General features: G+C 68.6%; 23 protein-coding genes and 1 pseudogene. 12 read left to right on the top strand and 12 right to left on the bottom strand.

The window, feature by feature from the left end; translation table 11 throughout:
• Positions 1-122: 122 nt before the first annotated feature.
• The 5 genes from RAMLITH_RS10360 to RAMLITH_RS10340 form a co-directional block, all read right to left on the bottom strand.
• A complete protein-coding gene (locus RAMLITH_RS10360; protein WP_202883259.1) occupies positions 123-584 on the bottom strand; it encodes a thioesterase family protein in 462 nt (153 codons plus the stop codon).
• On the bottom strand, positions 581-3874 hold the full coding sequence (gene icmF, locus RAMLITH_RS10355; RefSeq protein WP_168107331.1) for a fused isobutyryl-CoA mutase/GTPase IcmF: 3294 nt from the start codon (positions 3872-3874) through the stop codon (positions 581-583). Before icmF ends, RAMLITH_RS10360 begins: the two co-directional genes overlap by 4 nt.
• Before the next feature lie 127 nt (positions 3875-4001).
• Positions 4002-6047, bottom strand: coding sequence for a TRAP transporter large permease (locus RAMLITH_RS10350; RefSeq protein ID WP_181956346.1), 2046 nt, complete (start codon positions 6045-6047; stop codon positions 4002-4004).
• Positions 6044-6667, bottom strand: a complete 624-nt coding sequence (locus tag RAMLITH_RS10345; RefSeq protein WP_168107330.1) for a TRAP transporter small permease subunit — start codon at positions 6665-6667, stop codon at positions 6044-6046. The genes RAMLITH_RS10350 and RAMLITH_RS10345 overlap by 4 nt, the downstream gene beginning before the upstream one ends.
• A 73-nt stretch (positions 6668-6740) precedes the next feature.
• The gene (locus RAMLITH_RS10340) at positions 6741-7871 is read right to left on the bottom strand and encodes a TRAP transporter substrate-binding protein (RefSeq protein ID WP_168107329.1); all 1131 of its coding nucleotides are present in this window, start codon (positions 7869-7871) and stop codon (positions 6741-6743) included.
• Between the two features lie 191 nt (positions 7872-8062).
• Here RAMLITH_RS10340 and RAMLITH_RS25735 point away from each other — a divergent pair.
• The 5 genes and pseudogenes from RAMLITH_RS25735 to RAMLITH_RS10320 form a co-directional block, all read left to right on the top strand.
• Positions 8063-8746 (top strand): annotated as a pseudogene (locus RAMLITH_RS25735) (MBL fold metallo-hydrolase); the annotation flags it as partial.
• 24 nt (positions 8747-8770) lie between these two features.
• A complete protein-coding gene (locus tag RAMLITH_RS25730) occupies positions 8771-9178 on the top strand; it encodes a rhodanese-like domain-containing protein (protein ID WP_420376904.1) in 408 nt (135 codons plus the stop codon).
• 53 nt (positions 9179-9231) lie between these two features.
• Entirely contained in the window at positions 9232-10458 is a 1227-nt protein-coding gene (argJ, locus tag RAMLITH_RS10330; RefSeq protein ID WP_168107327.1) for a bifunctional glutamate N-acetyltransferase/amino-acid acetyltransferase ArgJ, read from the top strand.
• Between the two features lie 15 nt (positions 10459-10473).
• Positions 10474-11346, top strand: a complete 873-nt coding sequence (locus RAMLITH_RS10325; protein ID WP_168107326.1) for a DUF815 domain-containing protein — start codon at positions 10474-10476, stop codon at positions 11344-11346.
• Entirely contained in the window at positions 11343-11822 is a 480-nt protein-coding gene (locus RAMLITH_RS10320) for an NUDIX domain-containing protein (protein ID WP_168107325.1), read from the top strand. Before RAMLITH_RS10325 ends, RAMLITH_RS10320 begins: the two co-directional genes overlap by 4 nt.
• A 160-nt stretch (positions 11823-11982) precedes the next feature.
• On the opposite strand, the gene RAMLITH_RS10315 is transcribed toward RAMLITH_RS10320, so the two are convergent.
• From RAMLITH_RS10315 to pilB, 6 genes are all read right to left on the bottom strand, one after another.
• Complete coding sequence (locus RAMLITH_RS10315) at positions 11983-12201, bottom strand: DNA gyrase inhibitor YacG (RefSeq protein WP_168107324.1); 219 nt, start codon at positions 12199-12201, stop codon at positions 11983-11985.
• Positions 12202-12204: 3 nt separating this feature from the next.
• Complete coding sequence (gene zapD, locus RAMLITH_RS10310) at positions 12205-12963, bottom strand: cell division protein ZapD (RefSeq protein ID WP_168107323.1); 759 nt, start codon at positions 12961-12963, stop codon at positions 12205-12207.
• A 76-nt stretch (positions 12964-13039) separates the two neighbouring features.
• Positions 13040-13642 (bottom strand): dephospho-CoA kinase, encoded by a 603-nt coding sequence (coaE, locus tag RAMLITH_RS10305; protein WP_168107322.1) that lies wholly within the window; start codon positions 13640-13642, stop codon positions 13040-13042.
• Between the two features lie 23 nt (positions 13643-13665).
• Positions 13666-14508 (bottom strand): prepilin peptidase, encoded by an 843-nt coding sequence (locus tag RAMLITH_RS10300; protein ID WP_168107321.1) that lies wholly within the window; start codon positions 14506-14508, stop codon positions 13666-13668.
• Positions 14508-15722: a type II secretion system F family protein gene (locus RAMLITH_RS10295; RefSeq protein WP_168107320.1), complete on the bottom strand. Its 1215-nt coding sequence runs from the start codon at positions 15720-15722 to the stop codon at positions 14508-14510. The genes RAMLITH_RS10300 and RAMLITH_RS10295 overlap by 1 nt, the downstream gene beginning before the upstream one ends.
• 37 nt (positions 15723-15759) lie before the next feature.
• Positions 15760-17493 (bottom strand): type IV-A pilus assembly ATPase PilB, encoded by a 1734-nt coding sequence (pilB, locus tag RAMLITH_RS10290; protein WP_168107319.1) that lies wholly within the window; start codon positions 17491-17493, stop codon positions 15760-15762.
• A gap of 412 nt (positions 17494-17905) precedes the next feature.
• Between pilB and RAMLITH_RS10285 the strand changes: the two genes are divergently transcribed.
• The 7 genes from RAMLITH_RS10285 to RAMLITH_RS10255 all read left to right on the top strand — a co-directional run bounded on the left by RAMLITH_RS10285 (position 17906) and on the right by RAMLITH_RS10255 (position 25925).
• Entirely contained in the window at positions 17906-19345 is a 1440-nt protein-coding gene (locus tag RAMLITH_RS10285; RefSeq protein ID WP_168107318.1) for a methyl-accepting chemotaxis protein, read from the top strand.
• Positions 19346-19364: 19 nt separating this feature from the next.
• Entirely contained in the window at positions 19365-21020 is a 1656-nt protein-coding gene (locus RAMLITH_RS10280) for a methyl-accepting chemotaxis protein (protein ID WP_168107317.1), read from the top strand.
• Between the two features lie 141 nt (positions 21021-21161).
• Positions 21162-21491 (top strand): flagellar transcriptional regulator FlhD, encoded by a 330-nt coding sequence (flhD, locus tag RAMLITH_RS10275; protein ID WP_168107316.1) that lies wholly within the window; start codon positions 21162-21164, stop codon positions 21489-21491.
• Positions 21488-22099, top strand: coding sequence for a flagellar transcriptional regulator FlhC (flhC, locus tag RAMLITH_RS10270; RefSeq protein ID WP_168107315.1), 612 nt, complete (start codon positions 21488-21490; stop codon positions 22097-22099). The genes flhD and flhC overlap by 4 nt, the downstream gene beginning before the upstream one ends.
• Positions 22100-22162: 63 nt before the next feature.
• Positions 22163-23023, top strand: a complete 861-nt coding sequence (motA, locus tag RAMLITH_RS10265; RefSeq protein ID WP_168107314.1) for a flagellar motor stator protein MotA — start codon at positions 22163-22165, stop codon at positions 23021-23023.
• A gap of 130 nt (positions 23024-23153) precedes the next feature.
• The gene (locus RAMLITH_RS10260) at positions 23154-24089 is read left to right on the top strand and encodes a hypothetical protein (RefSeq protein ID WP_168107313.1); all 936 of its coding nucleotides are present in this window, start codon (positions 23154-23156) and stop codon (positions 24087-24089) included.
• Between the two features lie 162 nt (positions 24090-24251).
• Complete coding sequence (locus RAMLITH_RS10255; protein ID WP_168107312.1) at positions 24252-25925, top strand: methyl-accepting chemotaxis protein; 1674 nt, start codon at positions 24252-24254, stop codon at positions 25923-25925.
• Positions 25926-25957: 32 nt separating this feature from the next.
• Here RAMLITH_RS10255 and RAMLITH_RS10250 read toward each other — a convergent pair whose 3' ends face one another.
• Positions 25958-26371, bottom strand: coding sequence for a hypothetical protein (locus RAMLITH_RS10250; protein WP_168107311.1), 414 nt, complete (start codon positions 26369-26371; stop codon positions 25958-25960).
• Positions 26372-26414: the final 43 nt, after the last annotated feature.

Here is a 26414-nt window from a genome sequence, read left to right as displayed (position 1 = left end):
GCGCCCGCAGGATGCGACATGCTAGGGAGGCGTGTTGCACTGCGGTAGGGGGTAAGACCCTAAGTAGTTTTGCGGGCCGCGGCCCTGGGGATGGAAGGGGCGCCGGCCGCGTCAGCGGCGCGTCAGCCTGGTGCGGCCGCGCCGTCCGCCGGGGCGGGGCACAGGGCCAGGCCGCGGGCCACGATGTCCGGCGGGAACGCGCACGCCTTGCGCGCCTGCGTGTCCATGTGCACGCCCAGCAAGGTCGTGATCGCGGCGACCTCGCCGGTTTCCTCGTTGGTCATCTCGTGCCGGAAGCGGATCTTGCGGCCCTCCACCTGCAGGATCGCGGACCGGATCGCGACGACGTCGCCGGCGTGCAGCTCGCGCCGGTACTCGATGTGCTGGTCGACGGCCGCCATGCCGCGATGGTTCGCGCGCAGGTACCCCGGCGTGATGCCGACGCGCAGGAACAGGTTCCACGTCGCTTCGTCGAACTTGCCGACGTACCACATGACGTTCATGTGCCCGACCTGGTCGCAATGCCAGGGGTACACCACGCCGCGGTAGGTGACCGCGGCCTCGTCCCGGCCGGCCGCCGTCACATGCTGCGGCGGTACTGCCCGCCGACCTCGAACAGGGCGGTGGTGATCTGGCCCAGCGAGCACACCCGCACGGCGTCCATCAGCACGGCGAACACGTTGCCGTTCTCGATCACGGCCCGCTGCAGCCGCTCGAGCATGGCCGGCGCCTGCCTCGCGTGGCGGGCGTGGAAGTCGTGCAGCCGCTGCAGCTGGCTGCGTTTTTCCTCTTCGGTGGAACGGGCCAGTTCCAGCTTCTCTGGAACGGCGTCGCCATGCGGGTTGCGGAAGGTGTTGACGCCGACGATCGGGTACTCGCCGGTGTGCTTCAGCATCTCGTAGTGCAGGCTTTCGTCCTGGATGCGCCCGCGCTGGTATCCCGTCTCCATCGCGCCGAGCACGCCGCCGCGCTCGGCGATGCGGTCGAATTCGGCGAGCACCGCCTCCTCGACGAGCTCGGTCAGCTCCTCGATGATGAAGCTGCCCTGGTTGGGGTTCTCGTTCTTCGCCAGGCCCCACTCGCGGTTGATGATCAGCTGGATCGCCATCGCGCGGCGCACGCTGTCCTCGGTCGGCGTGGTGATCGCCTCGTCGAAGGCGTTGGTGTGCAGCGAGTTGCAGTTGTCGTAGATCGCGATCAGCGCCTGCAGCGTGGTGCGGATGTCGTTGAACTGGATCTCCTGCGCGTGCAGGCTGCGCCCCGACGTCTGGATGTGGTACTTGAGCTTCTGGCTGCGCTCGTTGGCGCCGTACTTCTCCTTCATGGCGACCGCCCAGATGCGGCGCGCGACGCGGCCCATCACGGTGTACTCCGGGTCCATGCCGTTGGAGAAGAAGAACGACAGGTTGGGCGCGAAGTCGTCGACGTGCATGCCGCGCGCCAGGTACGCTTCCACGAGAGTGAAGCCGTTGGACAGGGTGAACGCGAGCTGGCTGATCGGGTTGGCGCCGGCTTCGGCGATGTGGTAGCCCGAGATCGACACCGAGTAGAAGTTGCGCACGTTGTGGTGCACGAAGTACTCGGCGATGTCGCCCATCACCTTGAGGCTGAACTCGGTGGAGAAGATGCAGGTGTTCTGGCCCTGGTCTTCCTTCAGGATGTCGGCCTGCACCGTGCCGCGCACGTTGGCCAGCACCCACTCGCGGATCTTGGCGGCTTCGGTATCGGTCGGCTCGCGGCCGTTGTCGGCCCTGAACTTCTCCAGGTTCTGGTCGATCGCCGTGTTCATGAACATCGCGAGGATGCTCGGGGCCGGACCGTTGATGGTCATCGAGACCGAGGTGCTCGGGCTGCACAGGTCGAAGCCCGAATACAGCACCTTCATGTCGTCCAGCGTCGCGATCGACACGCCGGAGTTGCCGACCTTGCCGTAGATGTCCGGCCGCAGGTCCGGATCGTTGCCGTACAGCGTGACCGAGTCGAAGGCGGTGGACAGCCGCTTGGCCGGCATCCCTTCGGACAGCAGCTTGAAGCGGCGGTTGGTGCGGAAGGCGTCGCCCTCGCCGGCGAACATCCGCGTGGGGTCCTCGTTCTCGCGCTTGAAGGCGAAGGTGCCGGCGGTATAGGGATAGCTGCCCGGCACGTTGTCCAGCATCAGCCACTTGAGGATCTCGCCGTGGTCCTCGTACTGCGGCAGCGCGACCTTGCGGATCGTCGTGCCGGAGAGCGACCTGGTCGTCAGCGCGGTGCGGATCTCCTTGTCGCGGATCTTCACCACGTACTCGTCGCCGGCGTAGGCCTCGCGCATCTGCGGCCACTGGGCCAGCAGCTTGCGGGCGTCGGCGTCGAGGCGCCCGTCGCGCTCGTCCGCCAGTCGCAGCACCGTGTTCTTCGCTCCGTCGCGCTGCGCGTCGTCCTCGTGCAGCATGCGCGCCGTCTCGCGCAGCTGCTGCAACTCGCGAGCCAGGCCCGCCTGCGCCCGCGCCCGCCGCTTGTAGCCGCGCACCGTGTCGCTGATTTCGGCCAGGTAGCGGCTGCGGGCGGCGGGCACGACCGGGGTCTGGTTGGTGCTGTGGCGCACGTCCACCCTGGGCAGCGTTCCCTCCTGCAGCGCCAGCCCGAGTTCCGCCAGCCGCGGCTTGAGCGCCTGGTACAGCGCGGTGACGCCGTCGTCGTTGAAGCGCGCCGCCATCGTGCCGAAGACCGGCATCTCCTCAGGCCGGCGGCCGAAGGCTTCGCGGTTGCGCTGCACCTGCTTGGCTACGTCGCGCAGGGCGTCCTGCGCGCCCTTGCGGTCGAACTTGTTGATGGCGACGAACTCGGCGAAGTCCAGCATGTCGATCTTCTCGAGCTGGCTGGCGGCGCCGAACTCGGGCGTCATCACGTAGATGGGGACGTCCACCAGCGGGACGATCGCCGCGTCGCCCTGCCCGATGCCCGACGTCTCCACCACGACCAGGTCGAAGCCGGCGGCCTTGCACGCGGCGACGACGTCGGGCAGCGCCGCGGAGATCTCGCTTCCGAAATCGCGGGTCGCGAGCGAGCGCATGAAGATCCGGTGACCTTCCCGCCACGGTCCGATCGCATTCATCCGGATGCGGTCGCCGAGCAGCGCGCCGCCGCTCTTGCGCCGCGAAGGATCGATCGAGATCAGCGCGACGCGCGTGCGGTCGCCCTGGTCGAGGCGCAGGCGGCGGATCAGTTCGTCGGTGAGCGACGACTTGCCCGCCCCGCCGGTGCCGGTGATGCCCACGACCGGCACGTGGCGCGCGGCCGCTTCGGCCTTCACGGCCTGCATCAGCTTCGCGTCGGCGCTGCCGTTCTCCAGCGCCGTGACCAGCTGGGCGAGGGCGCGCCAGTTCAGCTCGCCGTGGCCCTGGATCGCGGCGAGATCCTTCGGGGCATGCGGCGACAGGTCGCGGTCGCAGCGCATCACCATCTCGCCGATCATCCCCGCCAGTCCCATGCGCTGGCCGTCTTCCGGGCTGTAGATGCGCGTCACGCCGTATTCCTGCAGTTCGCGGATCTCGGCCGGGACGATGACGCCGCCGCCGCCGCCGAACACCTGGATGTGCGCGCCGCCGCGCTCCTTCAGCAGGTCCACCATGTACTTGAAGTACTCGATGTGGCCGCCCTGGTAGGAGCTGACGGCGATCCCCTGCACGTCCTCCTGGAGGGCGGCCGTCACGACCTCGTCGACGCTGCGGTTGTGCCCGAGATGGATCACCTCGGCGCCCATGCCCTGCAGGATGCGCCGCATGATGTTGATGGCGGCGTCGTGGCCGTCGAACAGGCTGGCCGCGGTGACGAAGCGCACCTTGTGGGTCGGTCGGTAGCTGGCGAGCGCCTTGTATTCGGCGGACAGGTCGGTCATTGGTGTCTCCGTGGCCAGCTGGACGGGGCCCGCGAGCTGACTTGACGTTTACGTAAACGTCAATCTTACCGGGTTTCGCCCAGAATGAAAAAGGGCGCCCGGCGCCCTTTTTCGCCCCGCCGGCGGACTATTTGTACAGCAATTCCGGCAGCCAGAGGCCGATCGCCGGGAACATGTACAGCAGGATCAGCGCGATGACCTGGATGCCCATGAACGGCAGCATTCCCAGGAAGATCTGGTTCAGGGTCACGTGCGGCGGCGAAACGCCTTTCAGGTAGAAGGCCGCCATCGCCACCGGCGGTGACAGGAACGCGGTCTGCAGGTTCAGGGCGACCAGCAGACCGAAGAACAGCGGGTCCACGCCGAACTTGGGCAGCAGGGGGATGAAGATCGGCATGAAGATCACGATGATCTCGGTCCACTCCAGCGGCCATCCCAGGATGAAGATGATGAACTGCGCCAGCAGCATGAACTGGAACGGCGTCAGTCCGAGCGACAGCACCCAGCGTTCGACGATGTCCTGGCCGCCCAGCAGCGCGAACGATGCCGAGAAGATCGAGGATCCGACGAACAGCCAGCAGACCATGGCGCTCGTCTTGGCCGTCAGGAAGGAGGACTCCTTGATGATCCCGCCCAGGTCCTTCAGGGTCTCGGCGACCACGGCGCCACCCGGCGCGGCGCGCCGGATCGCGAGGTACCGGTAGGCGCCGGCGAGCAGCAGGCCGCCGAGCGCGCCGACGGCCGCGGCTTCCGTGGGCGTCGCCAGGCCGAACACGATCGAGCCCAGCACTGCCATGATCATCACGGCGAGCGGGAAGAACGATGCCAGCAGCATCTTGAAGATTTCCAGCCGCTGCCAGTCCATCAGCCAGCTGACGAGCGCGAGGCCCAGCAGTCCAACGGCGAGTGTGATCCAGAACCAGGTGGGCGCCGGCTCGCGCTCGGCAGCAGCGGCCTGCGGCTCGGCGGCGGCAGTCTCGGACGCGGCGGCGGGTGCGGCGGCCGGAGCCGGCTCCGCAGCTGCCGGCGGCTCCTTCAGATCGCCGCCTTCCGTGGGCGGCTCCTGCAGGCCCGCGCCTTCCTGCGGCGGCTCCTGGAGGCCGCCTTCCTCCGTCGGCTCCGGCGCGCTCTCCGGCTCGCTCGCCTCCGACAAGGAACTGAACGACCCGCCAGACTGTTCCAGCCCGGTCGTGTCCACCGCCGCCTTGGGCGCCGTCGCGGCGCCGTACATGGTCACGAGCAGGACGGTGATGGCGATGGCCGGCAGCAGCGAAACGAAGAGCTGGCTCGCGACCTGGCGCCGGGGCAGGGCCGGATCGCGCAGGCCACCCCACAGGCCGGCGAGCGCGTTGCGCCCGCGCGCGCTCAGCGTCTGCGACAGGGGGGGCAGCGTCACGCGCCGCTCGGCCTCCGAGAGCGGCGGCGCCAGATGCGGTTTCCACTTGGCCAGCACGATGACGTAACCGACGTACAGGGCTGCCAGCATGAGGCCGGGAAAGAACGCGCCCGCATACAGCTTGACCACCGACACGCCGGCGGTCGCACCGTAGACGATCAGCAGCACCGACGGAGGAATCAGGATGCCCAGGCAGCCGCCGGCCGTGATCGAACCGGCCGCGAGCTTCACGTTGTAGCCGGCACGCAGCATCGCCGGCAGGGCCAGCAGGCCCATCAGCGTCACCACGGCCCCGACGATGCCGGTGGCGGTGGCGAAGATCGCGCAGGTGACGATGGTCGCCACGGCCAGCGCGCCCGGCAGCCGGGCCATGGAGAGATGCAGGCTCTTGAACAGCATCTCGATCAGGTTGGCGCGCTCGACGAGGTAGCCCATGAACACGAACAGCGGCACCGCGATCAGCACGTCGTTGGACATGACCGAATACGCGCGCTGTACCATCAGGTCGAGGATCTGCTGGTTGGCGAGTTCGGGATTGACGCTCCGGTAAGCGAGCCAGCCGAAGAACACGCCCATGCCCATCAGCGTGAAAGCCGTGGGGAATCCCAGCATGATGGCGACGACGATCAGCGCGAGCATCAGGAGCCCGAGCGCGCCCAGGTCCGCGCGGTCCAGGTGTCCGTCGATGAAGCCGCTCCAGGGCGTGTAGACGATGACGAACGCCAGGATGATCGCCATCAGGCTGAAGCCGAACCACAGTTCCTTGCGGATCCTCATTTCGTGCTCCCCTGCGGCGACACGAACTGGTCGAGCTTCGCGATGTCCTCGTCCTTCACGTGGACCATTTCCTTGAGCTTGCCGACGTCGACTTCCTCCACGTCCTGGATCCGCGACGGCCATTCGCCCTGCTTGATGCAGATCACGCAGCGGATGATCTCGACGATGCCCTGCGCCAGCAGGAAGGCGCCGGCCAGCGGCAGCATCGTCTTGAACGGGTAGATCGGCGGTCCTTCCGCGGTGACGTTGGAATGCTCGTTCACCGCCCAGGACTCGGCGGCGTAGAAGTAGCCGGCATAGGTCAGCGCGAAGACGCCGGGCAGGAAGAACACGATGTAGAGGATCAGGTCGATGGTCGCCTGGGTGCGGGGCTCGAAGAACCCGTAGAGCACGTCGCCGCGGACGTGGCCGGCCTTGGACAGCGTGTAGGCGCCCGCCATCATGAACAAGGTGCCGTACATCATGATCATCACGTCGAAGGCCCAGGGATGCGGGTTGTCCAGCATGTAGCGGGAGAACACCTCCCAGGAGATCATCAGCGTGAGCGCGACGATCAACCAGGAGAAGAATTGACCGACGAAGGTGCTCACCTTGTCGATCGTCAGGAGCAGTTTCTGCATAGCTGTGGTGCCTGGGCGAAAAAAACAGCCATCCGGACGCGCGTCCGGATGGCTGCGTTGATCCGGAACGACGTCAAGCCTTCTTGGCGCCGGCTGGCTTGGCTCCGAAGAAGTGGTTGACGGCCATGCGACGGCTGATGTTGGTGTCCTGGTCCCACTTCACGGCGCGCGCGGCGAAAGCCCGCTGCGACGCGACGATTTCCTTGAACAGCGGGTTCTCCGCCGACTTCTTCTCGAGGATCGCGTCCCACAGCTTCAGCTGCGCCTGCAGGATCGAGTCAGGCGTCTTGTAGAACTTGACCTTGTCCTTCGACTGCAGCTCGATGTAGTCCTTGGAATAGCGGTCGATCGCCTTCCAGGACACGTCCGCGGACGACGCCTCCACGGCGTTGGCGATGATGGCCTTGAACTTCGGGTTCAGCGCTTCGTACTTCGTCTTGTTGAACGTGATCTCGAACGTCTCGGCGCTCTGGTGGTAGCTTTGCAGCATGCACACCTTGGAGACGTCCGGGAAGCCGAGCACGCGATCCGACGTCGCGTTGTTGAACTCGGCGCCGTCGAGCAGGCCGCGGTCCATGGCCGGGACGATCTCGCCGCCCGGCAGAGCGTTCACCGCCGCACCCATGGCGGTGAAGAGGTCGATCGCCAGACCGTTGGTGCGGAACTTCAGGCCCTTGAAGTCCTCGACCTTGGTGATCGGCTTCTTGAACCAGCCCAGCGGCTGCGTCGTCATGGGACCCGACAGGAACGTCGTCACGTTGCCGCCGATCGACGCATAGAGCTTGTCCAGCAGTTCCTTGCCGCCGCCGTACTTGTGCCAGGCCAGCAGCATGTTGGCGTCCATGCCGAAGGCCGGACCCGAATTCCACAGGGCCAGCGCGTTCTGCTTGCCGTAGTGGTAGCCCAGCACGCCGTGGCCGCCGTCGAGCGTTCCCTTGGAAACCGCCTCGAACAAGCCGAACGCCGGCACCACCGCGCCCGCGGGCAGCACTTCGATCTTCAGCTCGCCGCCGGTCATGTCGTTGACCTTCTTGGCGAAGTCGAGCGCGTACTCGTGGAAGATGTCCTTGGACGGCCAGGTGCTCTGGAAGCGCAGGGACGTGACGCCCTGGGCGCTGGCAATCATGGGCGCGGTCATGGCACCCGCGGCGAGGGCGGCGCCCTTCAGCAGGCTGCGGCGGCGCGTGGTCTTCAGATCGTTCATCTCGAGTGTCTCCTGGGATAGGTTCAGAGGAAATAGTTACTCGTCTATCTTTGGCCCTGGACAGCGGGAGTGGAACAGGGTTTACACGGACGGTTCAGGAACCTGTCAGGCTTGCGTCCGCATCCGCAGCAATCGCGCGCCGCGCGGTTCTACACTGCGGAATCCCCACCGGAGTCCTACCGGAGCCCGCCATGCCGCCACCCATCCAGCTGTTCGACCAGGCTTCCAGCACCTACACCTACCTGCTGTTCGACGAGGACACGCGCCAGGCGCTGATCATCGACCCCGTCGACGAGCAACTCGAGCGCGACCTCGCAGTCCTGCGCGAATACGGGCTCGAGCTCCTGTGGTCGGTCGAAACGCACGCGCATGCCGACCACATCACCAGCGCCGGTCTCCTGGCGGAGCACACGGGCGCGCGCACGGTGGCGCCCGCCGGCTGCGGCATCGGCACGGCCGCGGTGCAACTCCAGGACGGCGATACCCTTCGCTTCGGCGGCGAGACGCTCAAGGCGCTGCACACGCCGGGGCACACGGCGGGCAGCATGAGCTACCTCTGGCGCGCGCATGTCTTCACCGGGGACACGCTGCTGATCGACGGCTGCGGCCGCGCCGACTTCCAGTCGGGCAGCGCGGCCGACCTGTACCGCAGCATCACGCAGGTGCTGTTCACGCTGCCGGACGACACGACGGTGTGGCCGGGCCACGATTACAAGGGCCGCACCCATTCGACCATCGGCCAGGAAAGGAAGTCCAATTCGCGCGTGGCGGGCAAGAGCCAGGCGCAGTTCGAGGCGACCATGCAGGCGCTGGACCTGCCCAGGCCCAGGCGCATCGACGAGGCGGTGCCGGCCAACCAGAGCTCCGGGCTGCGGCACGACGCCGGCCACGAGACCGGGCTGCAACCGCGCGGCGAGCAGGGGTATGCGGGCGACGTCACGCCGCAACTGGCCTGCGACTGGTGGACCCGCGGCGATGCCGTGCTGGTCGACGTGCGCAGCGATGCCGAGCGGGAGTGGGTCGGCTTTGTCCCGGGAGCGGTGGCGATCGCCTGGAAGCAGTGGCCTGGCATGGCGATGAACGCGCAGTTCGATGCGGCGCTGCGCGCGGCTGTGCCGCCAGGCAAGAAGGCGGTGCTGATGTGCCGCAGCGGCGTGCGGTCCATCGCCGCCGCGAAGCGCGCCACCGAACTCGGCATCGAGGCCTACAACGTGCTCGAAGGGTTCGAGGGCGACCCGGACGAGCAAGGGCATCGCGGCCGCCGCGGCGGCTGGCGCTTCCGCGGCCTGCCATGGCGCCAGGGCTGATCGCACGCCCTGCGCCACAATAGTCACCTTTTTCGACCCGGACCCCCACTCCCATGCCCGTCAACCTGTCCGCGCCGCGTGCCGGCGATCTCCACCCGGTCGCGGGGGTTCGCCTCGGCAGCACCGAGGCCGGCATCCGCAAAGCAAACCGCAAAGACCTCGCCGTGATCGTGCTGGAGCCCGGCGCCGCCGTCGCCGGCGTCTTCACCCAGAACCGCTTCTGCGCCGCGCCGGTGCAGGTGTGTCGCGAGCACCTGGCGCAAGGCGCCATCCGCGCGATGGTGATCAACACCGGCAACGCCAATGCCGGCACCGGCGCCGACGGCCTGCAGCGCGCGCGCGCGACCTGCGAGGCGGTCGCGCGGCGGCTCGGCGTCGCTGCGCACCAGGTGCTGCCGTTCTCGACCGGCGTGATCATGGAGCAGTTGCCGGTGGAGCGCATCGAGGCCGGCCTCGATGCGGCGCTGGCCGACGCCAGGCCGGATCACTGGCTGCGCGCCGCCGAAACCATCGTGACCACCGACACCGTGCCCAAGGCGTTCAGCCGGCGCATCACCGTCGACGGCGCGCCGGTCACCATCACCGGCATCAGCAAGGGCGCCGGCATGATCCGGCCGAACATGGCGACGATGCTCGGCTTCCTCGCCTGCGACGCGAAGGTCGATGCCGCCGTGCTGCAGCAACTGGCGCTGGAACTGGCCGAGGGCTCGTTCAACCGCGTGACCGTGGATGGCGACACGTCGACCAACGATTCGTTCGTCGTCATCGCGACCAACCAGGCCGCTCATGCCCCCGTCACGTCGCTCGCGAGCCCCGCCGGCCAGGCGCTCAAGGCCGGCATGCTGGAGGTGGCGCGGCTGCTGGCCCAGGCGATCGTGCGCGACGGCGAAGGTGCGACGAAGTTCATCACCGTGCGCGTCGAAGGCGGTGCAAACGCCGCCGAGTGCCGCCAGGTCGCCTATGCCGTCGCGCATTCGCCGCTGGTGAAGACCGCGTTTTTCGCGAGCGACCCGAACCTGGGACGGATCCTGGCTGCCGTCGGCTATGCGGGCATCGCCGACCTGGACCAGGCGCAGATCGAACTCCACCTGGACGACGTCCACGTCGTCACGCGGGGCGGCCGCAACCCCGCCTATCGCGAAGAGGACGGACAGCGCGTGATGAAGCAAAGCGAGATCACCGTTCGCATCGGGCTTGGCCGCGGCAGCGCGGCCGACACGGTGTGGACCTGCGACCTGAGCCACGACTACGTGAGCATCAACGCGGACTACCGCTCCTGAAGAAGTACCGGGACAGTGACCAACAGCATCGAACAACTCATCGCCCGCGCGGACCAGCTGATCGCGCGCATCGAGTCCATCCTGCCGCAGCCCCTCACCGCGCCGGACTGGAACGCGTCGCCCGCGTGGCGCTATCGCAAGCGCTCCTCCGGACACGGCGTGCTGGAGCCGGTGCGGCACGTCGCGGGCATCCGGCTGGCGGACCTGAAGGAGATCGAGCCGCAGAAGGAGAAGATCCAGCGCAACACGCTGCAGTTCGTCGACGGCCTGCCGGCCAACAACGTGCTGCTCACCGGCGCGCGCGGCACCGGCAAGTCGTCGCTGATCAAGGCCTGCCTGAACGAATACGCGCCCCGCGGCCTGCGCCTGATCGAGGTGGACAAGGAGCACCTGGTCGACCTGCCGGACATCGTCGACGTCGTGGCCGCGCGGCCCGAGAAGTTCATCGTCTACTGCGACGACCTGAGCTTCGACGAGGGCGAGCCCGGCTACAAGGCGCTGAAGTCCATTCTCGACGGCTCGGTGGCGGCGGCGACGCCCAACGTGCTGATCTATGCGACCAGCAACCGGCGCCACCTGCTGCCCGAGTACATGAAGGAAAACCTCAGCTACAAGCACACGGAGGACGGCGAGGTCCATCCGGGCGAAGTGGTGGAGGAGAAGATCTCGTTGTCCGAGCGGTTCGGCCTGTGGGTCAGTTTCTATCCCTTCAGCCAGGAGGAATACCTGGCGATCGCCGCCCAGTGGCTGTCGTGGTTCGGCGTGAGCGCGCGCGACATCGAGGCGGCACGCCCGCAGGCGCTGGTGTGGGCGCTCGAGCGCGGCTCGCGCAGCGGGCGCGTTGCGTACCAATTCGCGCGCGACTACGCCGGGCGCCGTCCGGCGTGAGCGCACAGGGCGACCGGCCGCTGGTGGCGCACGGGGAGCGCCCGCGCGAAGGCGGGCCCGACCGGGCCGAAGTCGCCGTCGCCGTCGGCGTGCTGATCCGTCCGGATGGAGATTTCCTGCTCACGTCGCGCCCGCCGGGCAAGGTCTACGCCGGCTACTGGGAGTTCCCTGGGGGCAAGGTCGAGTCCGGCGAGACCGTGGAGCAGGCGCTGCGGCGCGAACTGATCGAGGAGATCGGCGTCACGATCGGGACCGTGCACCCGTGGCGCACCCAGGTGGTGGACTATCCGCACGCGCTGGTGCGGCTGAACTTCTGCAAGGTGTACGAGTGGAGCGGCGACCTGCACATGCACGAGGGCCAGTCGTTCGCATGGCAGCGGCTGCCGGTGGCGGTGCAGCCTGTCCTGCCCGGGACGATTCCCGTGCTGGAGTGGTTCGCGGCCGAGCGCGGCTTCGTGGGCGCTACGCACTCCTGAAAACCCAACTGCAGGACGCAGAAGCCGCAGAGGTTACGCAGAAGCCGCAAAAGAACAGCCAGATGAAATGATGGGAGGCATCCCCCATTCATATTTCTTGCTGTCTTTTCTGCTGCTTTTGCGCTTCCTCTGCGGCTTCTGCGTTCGGCTGTCCGGCTGCCTATTGCACCTTCGGATCGCCGAAATTCTGGTCGTCCGGCGGCGCCTCCTCCGGCACCCGGAAGCTCTCGCTGGCCCACGCGCCGAGGTCCATGTTCTTGCAGCGTTCCGAGCAGAACGGGCGGTAGGGGTTGGCCGGCGAGTACACGCTGTCGCCGCCGCAGGCGGGGCAGCGCACCAGACGCGGCTTGACGGCACCGGGATCGCGCGATGCAGCCATCTTTCAGGAACAGAGCGTCAGCTCGAATGGCGCGTCGTCGTTGCTCGCGTGCAGGCGGTCCGCGGCTTCCTCCTGCCGCATCAGCCGCACCGAGACCATCAGGCGGTTGCCGCTGATCTCGGGGATCAGCTTCAGCGCCGGATCGAGCCGCAGCCGCAGCAGCTGGAAGGTGCGGCCCTGCGGCAGGCTTTGCTGCAACTGCCCGTTGCTCGCGATCACCTTCTGCGGCGTGCCCGAGTCGCGCAGGAGCTTGAGCAGCAGCACGATCGATTCGGCCAGCGGCGCCAGCGTGCCGGCCCAGCGCTCGAGGTCGTCCTGGCGCTTGCCCGCCTCGCGGTGCTGCCAGGCGTAATAGGCGGGCAGGTCGAACTCGCACGTGCCGCCCGGAATGCCGATGCGGCTGCGCACGCTCATCAGCCACTCGTTCTCGGTGAGCGACTGGCCAGCCTTGCCCGGCTGGCTGTTGACGGCGCCGAAGCAGCGGTCGATCGTGCCCAGCACCTCGTCGAGCACGCCTTCCGCGATTGCCGGATTGCCGCGGTAGCCGTTGAGGAGCTGCTTCTGCTTCTCCAGGTCCTTCATCACGTCGGACTTCAGGTCGGCGCGCGCCGCCACGTCCATCACCTCGAAGATGGTGGCGAGCGCGTAATGGTGGTCGATCGGGTGCGTCCGCGGCACCAGCTCGCCCAGGCGGCGGAACAGGTGCTCCAGCCGCAGGTAGGTGCGGATTCGTTCGTTGAAGGGATATTCGTAAAGGATCACGCTTGGCGGGCTGTTGATGGGGCGACCGGCCCCCGCGGGGCCGGCTGCCGGAGGCCGGGCTCCGGTTCGCGCGCAATCATAGCCCGAAGCCGTGCGCCGCCTGTACCACCATGTGACGCAGTTCCTCGAGCGAAATGCCGTCGTTGCAGATCACGATGTCGGCCGCCGCGAGGCGCTGCGCGCGGGTGGCCTGGGCCGCCATGATGGCCCGCACCGCCTCCGGCTCCAGCGCGCTGCGTGCCACCACCCGCTGCACCTGCGTGTCGGGCGAGCAGTCCACCACCAGCACCCGGTCCACCTGTGCGCGCCAGCGGCCCGACTCCACCAGCAGCGGGATGTCGAACACGATGCAAGGCACGCCCGCCGCCAGCGCGGCCTCCACCTGCCGTGCGCTTTGCGCGCCCACCAGCGGATGGATGATCTGCTCCAGGTCGCGCCGGGCCTGCGGGTCGGCGTATGCGTGTTCGCGCATGCGCGCACGGTCCAGTGCGCCGTCCGCGCCGATGAAATCGGGGCCGAACCGCCGTGCGATCGCCGGGATCGCCGCGCCGCCGGCGGCCGTGGTGGCGCGCGAGATCGCGTCGGCGTCGACCACGGCGGCGCCGAGCTGCGCCAGCATCTGCAGCACGGTGCTCTTGCCGCTGCCGATGCCGCCCGTGAGGCCGACACGCACAACCATGGTCAGTCTCCGCGGAGCCGCCTTCAGAGCCCGATGGCGGCGAGGATCGCGTTGGGCCCGAACAGCATCGCCGTGAGCCCGGCGCCGGCCAGGAAGGGGCCGAACGGCACGTAGCCGCCCTCGCGCAGGCTGCTCGAGACCTTCATCGCGATGCCGACCACGGCGCCGATCACCGAGGCCATCAGGATGATCGGCACCAGCGCCTGCCAGCCGAACCACGCGCCGAGCGCGGCGAACAGCTTGAAGTCGCCGTAGCCCATGCCTTCCTTGCCCGTCAGCAGCTTGAATGCCTGGTACACGGTCCACAGCGACAGGTAGCCGGCCACCGCACCCCACAGCGCCTGGGGCAGGGTCACGCCGGTCCAGCCGAGCGCGGCGATGATGAGGCCGGCCCACAGGAGCGGCAAGGTGATGTCGTCGGGCAGCAGGGTCGTGTCCCAGTCGATCATGGCCAGCGCGACGATCGCGGCGGAAAAGCCGCACCACGCCGCCGCGGCCGGACTCACGCCCCACTGCCGCACGGCAAGGAAGAACAGCGCGCCGGTGGCGAGTTCCACCACCGGATAGCGCAGGCCGATCCTCGAGCCGCAGCTGGAGCACTTGCCGCGCAGCGCCAGCCAGCTCGCCACGGGCACGTTCTCGTACCAGCGGATCGCGTGTCCGCACTGGCGGCAGTGCGAGCGCGGGCGCACCAGGCTGAACGGCTCCGCCTCCGGCGCGGCGGTGCCTTGCATCTGCGCGCACTCGTCCGCCCAGTGGCGCTCCATCATCTTCGGTAGCCGGTAGATGACGACGTTGAGGAAGCTGCCCACGAGCAGGCCCAGGACACCGGCGAGGGCGGCGTCGATCAGCGGCGAGATCAGCATCAGACGACGGCGCCCAGCTTGAAGATCGGCAGGTACATCGACACCACGATGCCGCCGATCAGGCCGCCCAGGAACACGATGATGATCGGCTCCATCAGGCTGGACAGGCCGGCCACCATGTCGTCGACCTCCGCTTCGTAGAAGTCGGCGGCCTTGCCCAGCATGTGGTCGAGCGATCCCGACTCCTCGCCGATGGCGCACATCTGCAGCACCATCGTGGGAAAGACCCCGGCGTTCGTCATCGCCGCCGTCAGGCTGGTGCCGGTGGAGACTTCCACCTGGATGCGCTCGGTCGCCGTGGCGTAGACCGAGTTGCCGGAGGCGCCGCCCACCGAGTCGAGCGCCTCCACCAGCGGCACGCCGGCGGCGAACATGGTCGAGAGGGTGCGGGTCCAGCGGGCGATGACCGACTTGTAGACCAGGTCGCCGAACACCGGCAGCTTCAGCATCAGGCGGTCCATGAACTGCTGGACCTTCTCGCTGCGCTTCCACGCCTGGAAGAAGAAGTACAGGCCGCCGCCCAGGCCGCCGAAGATCAGCCACCAGTAGGCGACGAAGAACTCGCTCAGCCCGATGACGAACAGCGTCGGGGCCGGCAGGTCGGCGCCGAAGGAGGTGAACACTTCCTTGAACGCCGGGATGACGAAGATCATGATCACGCTGACGACGATGAAGGCCACCACCACGACCGAGATCGGGTACATCAGCGCGGACTTGATCTTGGACTTGATGCCCTCCGTCTTTTCCATGTAGACCGCCAGCCGGTCCAGCAGCGCCTCCAGGATACCGGCGGCTTCGCCGGCTTCCACGAGGTTGCAGTACAGCGCATTGAAATAGAGCGGGTACTTGCGGAACGCCGCGGACAGCGACGTGCCGGTCTCCACGTCCATCCGCACGTCGTTCAGCAGCTTGGTGACGCTCGGATTGGCGTTGCCGCGCCCGACGATGTCGAACGCCTGCAGCAGCGGCACGCCGGCCTTCATCATGGTGGCCAGCTGGCGGGTGAAGAGGGCGATGTCCTTGGGCTTGATCTTGGAGCCCGAGCGCATGCGCCGCTTCTTGACCTTGGTCGGCATGACGCCCTGGCGCCGCAGCGTCGTCATGACCTGGTTCTCTCCGGCCGCGCGCGTCTCCCCGCGCACCTGCTTGCCGTTGCGGTCGCGTCCCTCCCACTCGAAGACGAATTCCGAAGCCTTCTTGGCGGCGGTTGCCATGGACTACCTCTCCTCCGGGTCTTCGCCCGTCTTGGTCTTATACATTGGTGCAGCCCAGGACTTCTTCCAGCGAGGTGACCCCGAGCCGGACCTTGTGCAGGCCGGACTGGCGCAGCGTGCGCACGCCTTCGCTCTCCGCCTGCTTGGCGATCTCGAGCGCGCTGCCGTCGGCCAGGATGATGCGCTGCATGTCCTCGCTGATCGGCATCACCTGGTAGATGCCGACCCGACCCTTGTAGCCGTTGTTGCAGGCCGAGCAGCCCACCGGCCGATAGGGGGTCCAGGTGCCGTCGATCTCCTCGGCCTTGTATCCGGCCTCGATCAGGTTCTCGTACGGGATGTCGGCCGGCGCCTTGCAAACGGTGCACAGGCGCCGCGCCAGCCGCTGGGCCGTGATCAGGATCACGCTGGAGGCGATGTTGAAGGGCGCGATGCCCATGTTGCGCATCCGTGTCAGCGTGGTGGGGGCGTCATTGGTGTGCAGCGTCGAGAGCACCAGGTGGCCGGTCTGCGCCGCCTTGATCGCGATGTCGGCGGTCTCCAGGTCGCGGATTTCGCCGACCATGATCACGTCGGGGTCCTGGCGCAGGAAGGACTTCAGCGCCGCGGCGAAGGTCAGGCCCGCCTTCTCGTTGACGTTCACCTGGTTGATGCCCGGCATGTTGATTTCCGACGGATCTTCGGCCGTCGAGATGTTCACGCCGGGCTTGTTCAGCAGGTTCAGGCAGGTGTAGAGCGACACGGTCTTGCCCGAGCCGGTCGGGCCCGTCACCAGCACCATGCCATACGGCCGCTGCACCGCGGCCAGCAGCCGCTCCTTTTCCTCCGGCTCGTAGCCCAGGGCCTCGATGCCCAGCCTGGCGCTGCTCGGGTCCAGGATCCGGATCACGATCTTCTCGCCGAACAGCGTCGGCAGGGTGCTGACCCGGAAGTCGATGACCTTGTCGGCACCGACCTTGAGCTTCATGCGCCCGTCCTGCGGCACCCGCTTCTCCGAGATGTCCATGCGCGAGATCACCTTGATCCGCGAGGCCAGCTTTTCCTTGATGGCGACCGGCGGCGAGGCGATCTCCCGCAATTCGCCGTCGACCCGGAAGCGCACCCGGTAGGTGTGCTCGTATGGCTCGAAGTGCAGGTCGGATGCCCGCATGTTGTAGGCATCGAGCAACATCTTCTGCAGAAACTTGACGACCGGCGCGTCCTCGACCTCCGACGCGCCGTCGTCCTCGGTCGTCTCGCCGACCTCCTCGACGTTCAGGTCGCTGAACTCGAAGTCCTCGCCGACGATGCTCTCCATCGTCTCGGTGGTGGTCGCGCTGCTCGCTTCCACCAGGCGGGTCAGCTTGTCGTATTCGGCGACGATCCAGTCCACGCCCATCTGCGTGGCGAACTTGATCTTTTCGGCGGCCTGCTGGTCCGAGGGATCGGCCGTGGCGACGATCAGGCGGTTGTTGCGCTTGCTCAGCACGACCACCCGGAATGCCTGGCACATCTTCGGGTCCAGCAGCTTGGGCAGGCGGGTGGCGTCGACGGCGTCGAGGTCCAGCAGCGGGGCACCGAACGCGGTGGAGACGGTGTGGGCCAGGTCGGCCGCCGAGACGGCGCCCAGGCCGGTCAGCTCGGCCAGGAAGCTGCTGCGGTTGTTGTGCGCCTTGCGCGAGATCTCTTCGGCCGACTTCTGTCCCAGCTTGCCGGCGGAAATCAGGGCGCGGGCGAGGCCCGGCAGCGCGGTCGCGGACGTTTCGGAGACGACGGAATCGGCGGTGGCCATGCGGCAAGCGGTGGTCGGGTGGCGCCTCGCCCCAGCTGATCAGAGGGTTGGCACGGCATCATCCCTCATTGATACGGTTGTGTAAATCCAAGGACCCTCCCGGCTGCCGCGGAGTGGGCACAAAGTCACGACAAGCCGATGCGGCGCGAATGGATCGACTGTGGTCACCTTGCCGCGCACGAGCACTTTGGACTGACTTCGCGACCCCGTGGCGCCGGGCCCGGCGCGCCTTGGGCAGGCTCCGTAGCGGGCTTAGGCAATCAGCCTATGCGGGACCGGCCCCCGCGCGCCGATATCCAGGGGCCAACAAGGAGCACGCCCTGGACCAGACCCCGATCCCGCACCAGCCGCCCGACTGCGGCCGCTGCGGCGTGCACGGGGAGCGGACCGGGCTGCAGGAGGAGACAGCGGAATGAAGAACTGGTCGACTGGCGTCCTCATGGGCGCGGGCTTCGGGCTGCTACTGGCGGTGACCGGGGTGATTGCGGGCCTGGCGATGCTGCGGCTGCACGGCGTCGAGCACGGGACGCCGCAGCTCGAGGCCCGTCCGGAACAGAGGGCGCTGAGCGGCAAGGTCGCGCAACGCCGGGCCGAGTACATCGCGGCCCGCGACGCCGTGGCGCGGCTCAAGTCCGCGGGCCATGGTCCCGAGGCGGCGCAGGAGAGCGACGCCCGCCTCGTGCCGTCCCTGGAGGCCTACGTGGCGGCGATCGGGGAGATGCTGCAGTACCAGCGCGGCGCGATCGACGGCGATGCCCTGCGCGTGCGCGCCCTGTCGCAGGCTGCGCGAACGGAGATCGCGCTGCTCGCGATCGCCGCGCTCCTTCTCGGCGCCGCGCTGGCGTGGTGGTTGACGGCACAGATCCGGCGGCCGCTGGCGGAGGCCCTGCACATCGCGCAGACCGTGCGCTCCGGCGACCTGAGTCACGACTTCGAAACCGACCGCGGCGGCGACTTCGGCCGGCTCCTGCGCGGAATGGGCGACATGGAGGACATGCTCACCGACCTCGTGACGCGGATCAAGGCTGCGAGCGATTCGATCCACGCCGCTTCGGGGCAGATTGCGGCGGGCAACCAGGACCTGTCGCAGCGCACGGAGGAACAGGCGGCGAGCCTGGAGCAGACGGCCGCGTCGATGGAGGAGCTGACCGGCACCGTCAGGCAGAACGCGGACAACGCGCGGCAGGCCAACCAGCTGGCGCAGTCGGCCGCCGAAGTGGCGGTGCAGGGCGGCGCGGTGGTCGGCCAGGTGGTCGACACGATGGCGGCGATCAACGGCTCGTCGAAGAAGATGGCCGAGATCATCGGCGTGATCGACGGCATTGCATTCCAGACCAACATCCTGGCGCTCAACGCGGCGGTGGAGGCGGCGCGAGCCGGCGAGCAGGGCCGGGGCTTCGCGGTGGTGGCGGCCGAAGTGCGCGGCCTGGCACAGCGCTCGGCGGCGGCGGCCAAGGAGATCAAGGCGCTGATCGACGATTCGGTCGGCAAGGTGGATGCGGGCAGCCGGCTGGTGGGCGAGGCGGGCCGCACGATGCAGGAGGTGGTGGGCAGCATCCGGCGGGTGACCGACATCATGGGCGAGATCGCCGCGGCCAGCCAGGAGCAGACGACGGGCATCGAGCAGGTGAACCAGGCGATCACGCAGATGGACCAGGTCACCCAGCAGAACGCGGCCCTGGTCGAGCAGGCTTCCACCGCCGCACGCTCGCTGCAGGACGAGGCCGCCAGCCTGGCGCAGGCAGTCGGCACGTTCAAGCTGGATGCGGCGCCGCCGGGCGCCGATCCCCGGCCCGCCGGACGATCGCTGCCGCTGGCGCAGCCAGCCGGGCGGGACATGGCGCTGATCTGATTCAAACAAGGAAAGAACGATGACGCAATGGTTCCGCAACCTGAGGATCACGGCCAAGCTGATCCTGTGTTTCCTGGCCGTGGCGGCTGCCGGCGCCGTGGTGGGCACGCTGGCGATCGTCCACATGGGACGGATCGACGAAGGCACCCGGCGTCTCCACGACCGTGACTTCCAGGTGCTCAAGGGGGCGCAGCAGGGCCACGTCCAGCTGCTGGTGGCCAGCCGCGCGCAGATCGGCCTGCTGTCGGCGGGCTCGATGAGCGAGCGCGCGCAAGGCGCCAAGGCGGTCGTCTCGGCGCTGGACGCGCTCGAGGCTCGCATCGCCGGGATCGCGCCGGTGCTGCAGCAGACCGCAGAGGGCGGCAGGCTCCACCAGCAGTACCGCGCGCTGGTGGGACCGCTCAGGCAGCGCTACGCCGCATTCTCGAAGCTCATGGAAGCGCAGTCGCTGGACACGTCGCAGCTGTCCGACAACGTGATCATCGAGAGCGGCGAACTGGTCAAGGACTCGCGCGCGGTGGAGCAGGTGCTCGATGCCGTCGTCGCCGCCAGCGACCGGCAGGCCAAGGCGGGGATGGAGGACGCCGCGGCCACCTACCGCACCTCGCGCCTGTACATGGCGCTCGCGGCGCTGGCCGGCGTGGCCCTCAGCATCGGACTGGGTCTTGCGGTCGCCCGGCTGCTGGGGCGGCAGCTGGGCGGCGAGCCGGCCTACGCCGTGGACGTGGTCGGGCGGATCGCGGGCGGCGACCTGACCGTGGACGTGCAGACCCGCGCAGGCGACCGCCGCAGCCTGCTGCATTCGATCGCGCAAATGGAGCGGCAGCTCACGCACGTGCTCTCTCGGGTGAGCACGGCGTCGGGCCTGGTCGCCGCCGCTTCGGGGCAGATTGCGGCGGGCAACCAGGACCTGTCGCAGCGCACGGAGGAACAGGCGGCGAGCCTGGAGCAGACGGCCGCGTCGATGGAGGAGCTGACCGGCACCGTCAGGCAGAACGCGGACAACGCGCGGCAGGCCAACCAGCTGGCGCAGTCGGCCGCCGAAGTGGCGGTGCAGGGCGGCGCGGTGGTCGGCCAGGTGGTCGACACGATGGCGGCGATCAACGGCTCGTCGAAGAAGATGGCCGAGATCATCGGCGTGATCGACGGCATTGCATTCCAGACCAACATCCTGGCGCTCAACGCGGCGGTGGAGGCGGCGCGAGCCGGCGAGCAGGGCCGGGGCTTCGCGGTGGTGGCGGCCGAAGTGCGCGGCCTGGCACAGCGCTCGGCGGCGGCGGCCAAGGAGATCAAGGCGCTGATCGACGATTCGGTCGGCAAGGTGGATGCGGGCAGCCGGCTGGTGGGCGAGGCGGGCCGCACGATGCAGGAGGTGGTGGGCAGCATCCGGCGGGTGACCGACATCATGGGCGAGATCGCCGCGGCCAGCCAGGAGCAGACGACGGGCATCGAGCAGGTGAACCAGGCGATCACGCAGATGGACCAGGTCACCCAGCAGAACGCGGCCCTGGTCGAGCAGGCTTCCACCGCCGCACGCTCGCTGCAGGAGCAGGCCCGGCACCTGGTCGCGGCGGTGGGCGAATTCAGGCTGCGCGAGGGCGCGGCCTCCGAGCCGGCCGCGCAGGCGGCGCCGCAGCCGGTGCACGCGGTGCCGGCCGCTCTCGCGCTCACCTGAGCTTCCGACGCGCGCGATTAGCATGCCTTCGTGCAAATGGCAAACCACACGGTCAAGAAATGCAAGTCAGCGACATAAGCGCATTACTTACCTGCAGAACATTACATCGAGACACACTACGCCGGACGGAGAGAACCAGAAATGAACGGTGTAGAAGTTTCCAAGGAAATCAGCGACCTCAACCTGACCTACCTGCTGCTGGCGCAGCGGCTGTTGCGCCAGGACCGGGCAGCCGCCATGTTCCGCCTGGGCATCACGCGCGAACTGGCCGACATGGTGGTGGGGATGTCGCTGTCGCAGATCGTGCGCCTCGCGGCGACCAACTTCGTGCTGTGCGGGTTCCGCCTGGGTGACGTGCCGTCCATGGGAAGCATGGTCCAGGAGTCGAAGGACCACGCGCTGCAGCAGGCGCACCTGTCGATCCTGCTGGCGGCCCGGTGCAACGACCCGCACGTGCAGGCGGCGGCATGACCGGCAAGAGCGTGCTGCAGGAAGCGCGCGAGGTGCAGCGGGCGATCGACCTGATCGAGCTCGGTGCCCGGCTGCAGTTCCTGGAGGCGGAGGTCGGCCTCAGCCGCGAGCGGCTGGTGCGGCTGTACAAGGAGATCAAGGGCGTCTCGCCGCCCAAGGGCCTGCTGCCGTTCTCGGTCGACTGGTACATGACGTGGCTGGCCAACATCCACTCGTCGATGTTCTACAACATCTACCGGTTCATGCTGGAACAGGTGCACGGCGACCGCATCGAGGCCCTGGTCAAGAGCTATCGCATGTACCTCGAGCAGGTGCAGGCCTTCGGCATGGAGGCGGTGCTGGACTTCACGCGCGCATACACCCTGATCCGCTTCTTCGCGAGCGACATGGTGCAGCTGACCACGTGCAGCCGCTGCACGGGGCAGTTCATCGCCCACGCCTACGACAACAAGAGCGGCTATGTCTGCGTCCTGTGCAGCCCCCCTTCGCGCGCCGGCAAGACGGCCAGGAGCAGGCGGTTCACCTCGCTGGTCGAGGCCGGGCCCGCCGGCGTGCACGCGGTCGCGGGCCCGGGTCCGGCGCAGGCGGCCACCGGGCAGGTGCACTGACGTGGCGTCGCCGTCCGTCGTGATGCACTCGCCGGCGCGCGCGTTCACGCGAGGCGGTTGACGATGCTGGTCCTGGTCGGCTACCTCGTCGTCGCCGCCGCCGTGTTCGGCGGCTACGCGCTCATGGGCGGCCATTTCGGCGTCCTGTTCCAGCCGGTGGAACTGCTGATGATCGGCGGCGCGGCCGTGGGCGCCTTCATCGCCGGCAACAACGGCAAGACCATCCGCGCCACGGCGCGCGAGCTCATGGGGCTGCTGCGCGCCTCGCCTCACAACCGCCAGCATTACATGGATCTGCTGGCGCTGCTCTACGAGCTGCTGGCCAAGGCGCGCAAGGACGGCATGATGAAGCTGGAGTCCGACGTCGACGACCCGGCCGCCAGCGAGATCTTCCAGCGCTATCCCGCCATGCTCGCGGATGCCGAGCTGACCGAGTTCCTCTGCGATTACCTGCGCCTGGTGATCAGCGGCCACACCGAGGCCTTCGAGATCGAGGCGCTGATGGACCATGAGATCGAGACCATTCGCCACGAAGGCGAAGTGCCGGTGCACAGCCTGTCGCGCGTCAGCGACGCACTGCCCGCGCTCGGCATCGTGGCGGCGGTGATGGGCGTGGTGCACGCCCTCGCGTCGGCCGACCTCGCCCCGTCGGAAATGGGCGCGCTCATCGCGCATGCCATGGTCGGGACGTTCCTCGGCGTGCTGCTCGCCTACGGGTTCGTCGCCCCGCTGGCCTCCGTGATCGCGCAGCGGCTGACCGAGAACATGAAGGTCTACGAGTGCGCGAAAGTCACGCTGCTCGCCAGCCTGAACGGCTACGCCCCGCAGATGGCGGTGGAGTTCGGCCGCAAGGTGCTGTTCTCGACCGAGCGACCCTCGTTCAGCGAACTCGACGGGCACGTCCGTGAAGTGAAGGCCCGCTGAAGGCCGGCCCGCGAAATGAGCGGTAAACGGCCGCCTGTTCCGCCAATTCATCCGGGCCCCATGCACCTACCATCGAATCGCACGCGCGGCGCGCGACGCGCCCGCGGACAGGAGTATTTCAGCGACCAGCATGTTGAACATTGACAAGGAACCCCGCACCCTGCGCACCGTGTCCGACTTCGCAGCGGTGCCGCCAGGCCAGCTCCCGGACTGCCTGCGCGCCTTCAAGCACTGGATCCAGGTGCGAGCCGCGCCCGCCGACACGCTGGATGGGCCAGTGGAATTCGTCTGGGTGCCGCCCGTGCCCGCTGCGGCGCCGGCGAGCGAGGCGCTGACGCCGCTGACCGACATCGGCAAGCTCGGCCTGCGCCCGGGCGCCCTGCAGCAGTTCCGCCGCATGAACATCTTCGCCCTCGAGGATTTCTCCGCCGTCTCGGCGGCCGAGATGGGGCGGCTGGTGAACGTCGGCAGCACCACGGTGGCCCGGATCAGGGACATGCTGCGTTCGGTCGGGCTGGACTTCCGCGCCGGCGACGAGCCACGGACCCGCGCGCGGCCGCGGCCCGACGCGCGGCCGACGGAGGCCGCGAGCTTCGGGGACGCAACCCCGCTCGTGGGACTGCGGCTCAAGCCGCAGACGCTCGGCAAGCTGACGCTGCACGGACTGCGCACGGTCGGCGAGCTGCGCGAGCTGACGCCGGCGCAACTGGCGGCCCTGCTCACCATGCGCCGCCGCCAGGAGGTGTTCCGGCTGCTGCGCGCGCACGGCGTGAACCTGCGGCCGCAGCCGACCGAGCTCGAGCTGTGGCGCCACGGACTCGTGCCGGTGGCCGACCTGGCGCGCCCGTCCGACGAGTCCAGCGTGCTGTCGCTGCAACCCTGGTTCGGCGCGGGGCCGACCGAGGCGGCCCTCGACGCCGGCATCGCGACCGTGGGGCAGCTGCACGCGCTGGCCGCGGCCGGCGCGATGCCGGCCGGCGTGCGCGGCATCGGCCCTTCCACCTGGAGCCGCATCCGCAGGTTCCTTCTCGCCAGGGACGGCGCCCGGTCGGCGTCCGTTGCGTGACCGGCGGCGGCCGGCGCATCCTGCGCGGTGCGTGACCGGCGCGGGCGACGCGACGCCGCAAACAGGCCGGCGATGGCACTTCTGTTCCTGCCATCGCCGCCACCGGGCCGTACGTAGACTCGGCGCCGCCGCCTGCGGGCCACGAGAAGAAAGAGGATTGCGATGCGTGTGAATTTGCCGGTCATCGACGACGAATACGTCCTGCCGGACGGTGAAGTGATCGTGAGCCGGACCGACCTGAAGGGCGTGCTCACCTACGTCAACGAAGCGTTCGTGCGCAGTAGCGGGTTCTCGCGCGAGGAACTGGTCGGCCGCGCCCACAACGTCATCCGGCATCCCGACATGCCGGCCGAGGCGTTCGCCGACCTGTGGCAGACGATCGCGTCGGGCCGGCCATGGTCGGCGATGGTGAAGAACCGCCGCAAGAACGGCGGTTTCTACTGGGTCCGGGCCAATGTCACCGCGGTGCTCGCCGATGGCCAGGTGAGCGGCTACATGTCGGTGCGGGTCAAGCCGAAGCCCGGCGAGGTCGCGGCCGCGCAGGCCCTGTACCGTGCCATGCGCGAAGGGCGGGCCGCAGGAGTGCGGCTGCTGCGGGGGCGGGTGCGACGCACCGGCGCCCTCGGGCTGCTGCAGCGGGCGCTCACCATGTCGTTCTTCGCGCGCTGCCTGATCAGCGCCGCCAGCTTCGCTGCCTTGTTCCTTGGCGTGGGCGCGCTCGCGGCGACGCTGCCGGCGGACGTGGCGGCGACGCCCTGGCTGTGGGCGCTGGCGGCCGGCGGCCTCGCCGCAAGCGCCGTGTTCGGCCTGTGGGCGACGACGCAGATCGGCCGGCCGCTGGACGCCGCGATCGCCGTGGCCACGGTGGTCGCCACCGGCGACGTCGGCGCCGAGTTCCCCCATTCCGGCGATCCCGAGTTGACGCGCCTGTTCCGCATGCTGGACCAGATGAACGCCAAGCTGATCGGCGTGGTCAAGGACGTGCATGCCAGCACCCGCGCCGTGGAACGCGCCGTCGCCGGCATCGCGCGCGGCAACGCCGACCTCTCCCAGCGCACCGAGGAACAGGCGTCCGCGCTCGAACAGACCGCCGCGTCGATGGAGCAGCTCACCGGCACCGTGCGCCAGAACGCCGACAACGCGCTCAAGGCCAACGAGCTGGCGGCCGGCGCGTGCGCCGTGGCCGTGCGCGGCGGCGAGGCGGTGGGCAACGTGGTGAGCACCATGGCCGCCATCAACCGCAGTTCGCGCAAGATCGGCGACATCGTCTCGGTCATCGACAGCATCGCGTTCCAGACCAACATCCTGGCGCTGAACGCAGCCGTCGAAGCCGCCCGCGCCGGCGAGCAAGGGCGGGGGTTCGCGGTGGTGGCGGCCGAGGTGCGCAGCCTGGCGCAACGCTCGGCGGCCGCGGCCAGGGAGATCAAGGGCCTGATCGGCGCCTCGGTCGCCAGCGTGGAGGAGGGGGGCCGTCTGGTCGAGACCGCGCAGCGGACCATGGGCGACATCGTGGAATCCGTGCAGCGCGTCAGCGGCATCATGGCCTCCATCGCCAGCGCTTCCGGGGAACAGAGCTCGGGGATCGAGCAGGTGAGCGGCGCCGTCGTCCACATGGACCAGGCCACCCAGCAGAACGCCGCGCTGGTGCAGCAGGTGGCCTCCGCCACCGAGAGCCTCACCCACCAGGTGCGGCTGGTGACGGACGCGCTCGGCGCGTTCCAGCTCGAAGGCCGGCGCCCCGCCGGCGTGCCCGGAACACCGGCCCCGCGCATGCCGGCGCTTGCCCGGGAAGCCGCGTCACGGCCGTTGCTGGCCGGTCCGGTCCATTCGGGATAGGCAGCGCCCTGGCGCGGCGCGGCGCGCGGCCGTCAGCCGCGCGTGTCGTCGGGCGGATCCTTGGGTGCGGGCACGCCGAGCATCCGCCGGAAAGCCGCGACCAGTTCCGGGTCGTCCGGCATCTCGCACTCGTCGTTTTCCAGCGCGTCCTGCAAGCCCATGAGCCGCAGTTTCTGCAGCCCCTCCTCGGCCCACTCCTTGAACTCGAACACTTCGTCCTTGAGCCGGGCGAGCGCGGCCCGGTCCTCGCCCTGCGCCTGGCAGCCGTGGAGCAGCAGCATCCAGGCGCCGGCGGTGATGCTGAAGTTGGCGAGCAGCTCGGCGCGGCGGGTGATGAAGTGCACTTTCAGCCGTTCGTCCATCGGCAGCCGCATTTCGGTCGCGGCACGCCGCAACGCCATGTGGTTGCGGAAGGATTCGAGGTCGAGGTCGAGTTGGAGGGGCATGGCGTAACGTCCTGTTACGACTATACGCAGTTTGCGATGCCTG

Source organism: Ramlibacter lithotrophicus (assembly GCF_012184415.1).
In the GTDB taxonomy this organism is placed as follows: Bacteria; Pseudomonadota; Gammaproteobacteria; order Burkholderiales; family Burkholderiaceae_C; genus Ramlibacter; species Ramlibacter lithotrophicus.
Note: the sequence above shows the minus strand (reverse complement) of the source record. Positions and strands in the feature narration are given on the sequence as shown.

Excerpts from the sequence above, each read along its gene's own strand:
- RAMLITH_RS10300 (WP_168107321.1), bottom strand. The coding sequence starts at position 14,508 with ATGCTGATCTCGCCGCTGATCGACGCCGCCCTCGCCGGTGTCCTGGGC.
- icmF (WP_168107331.1), bottom strand. The coding sequence starts at position 3,874 with ATGACCGACCTGTCCGCCGAATACAAGGCGCTCGCCAGCTACCGACCG.
- RAMLITH_RS10345 (WP_168107330.1), bottom strand. The coding sequence starts at position 6,667 with ATGCAGAAACTGCTCCTGACGATCGACAAGGTGAGCACCTTCGTCGGT.
- RAMLITH_RS10285 (WP_168107318.1), top strand. The coding sequence starts at position 17,906 with ATGAAGAACTGGTCGACTGGCGTCCTCATGGGCGCGGGCTTCGGGCTG.
- RAMLITH_RS10260 (WP_168107313.1), top strand. The coding sequence starts at position 23,154 with ATGTTGAACATTGACAAGGAACCCCGCACCCTGCGCACCGTGTCCGAC.
- RAMLITH_RS10280 (WP_168107317.1), top strand. The coding sequence starts at position 19,365 with ATGACGCAATGGTTCCGCAACCTGAGGATCACGGCCAAGCTGATCCTG.
- motA (WP_168107314.1), top strand. The coding sequence starts at position 22,163 with ATGCTGGTCCTGGTCGGCTACCTCGTCGTCGCCGCCGCCGTGTTCGGC.
- RAMLITH_RS10340 (WP_168107329.1), bottom strand. The coding sequence starts at position 7,871 with ATGAACGATCTGAAGACCACGCGCCGCCGCAGCCTGCTGAAGGGCGCC.
- RAMLITH_RS10255 (WP_168107312.1), top strand. The coding sequence starts at position 24,252 with ATGCGTGTGAATTTGCCGGTCATCGACGACGAATACGTCCTGCCGGAC.
- coaE (WP_168107322.1), bottom strand. The coding sequence starts at position 13,642 with ATGGTTGTGCGTGTCGGCCTCACGGGCGGCATCGGCAGCGGCAAGAGC.
- RAMLITH_RS10350 (WP_181956346.1), bottom strand. The coding sequence starts at position 6,047 with ATGAGGATCCGCAAGGAACTGTGGTTCGGCTTCAGCCTGATGGCGATC.
- argJ (WP_168107327.1), top strand. The coding sequence starts at position 9,232 with ATGCCCGTCAACCTGTCCGCGCCGCGTGCCGGCGATCTCCACCCGGTC.
- RAMLITH_RS10295 (WP_168107320.1), bottom strand. The coding sequence starts at position 15,722 with ATGGCAACCGCCGCCAAGAAGGCTTCGGAATTCGTCTTCGAGTGGGAG.
- RAMLITH_RS10250 (WP_168107311.1), bottom strand. The coding sequence starts at position 26,371 with ATGCCCCTCCAACTCGACCTCGACCTCGAATCCTTCCGCAACCACATG.
- flhD (WP_168107316.1), top strand. The coding sequence starts at position 21,162 with ATGAACGGTGTAGAAGTTTCCAAGGAAATCAGCGACCTCAACCTGACC.
- flhC (WP_168107315.1), top strand. The coding sequence starts at position 21,488 with ATGACCGGCAAGAGCGTGCTGCAGGAAGCGCGCGAGGTGCAGCGGGCG.
- pilB (WP_168107319.1), bottom strand. The coding sequence starts at position 17,493 with ATGGCCACCGCCGATTCCGTCGTCTCCGAAACGTCCGCGACCGCGCTG.
- RAMLITH_RS10315 (WP_168107324.1), bottom strand. The coding sequence starts at position 12,201 with ATGGCTGCATCGCGCGATCCCGGTGCCGTCAAGCCGCGTCTGGTGCGC.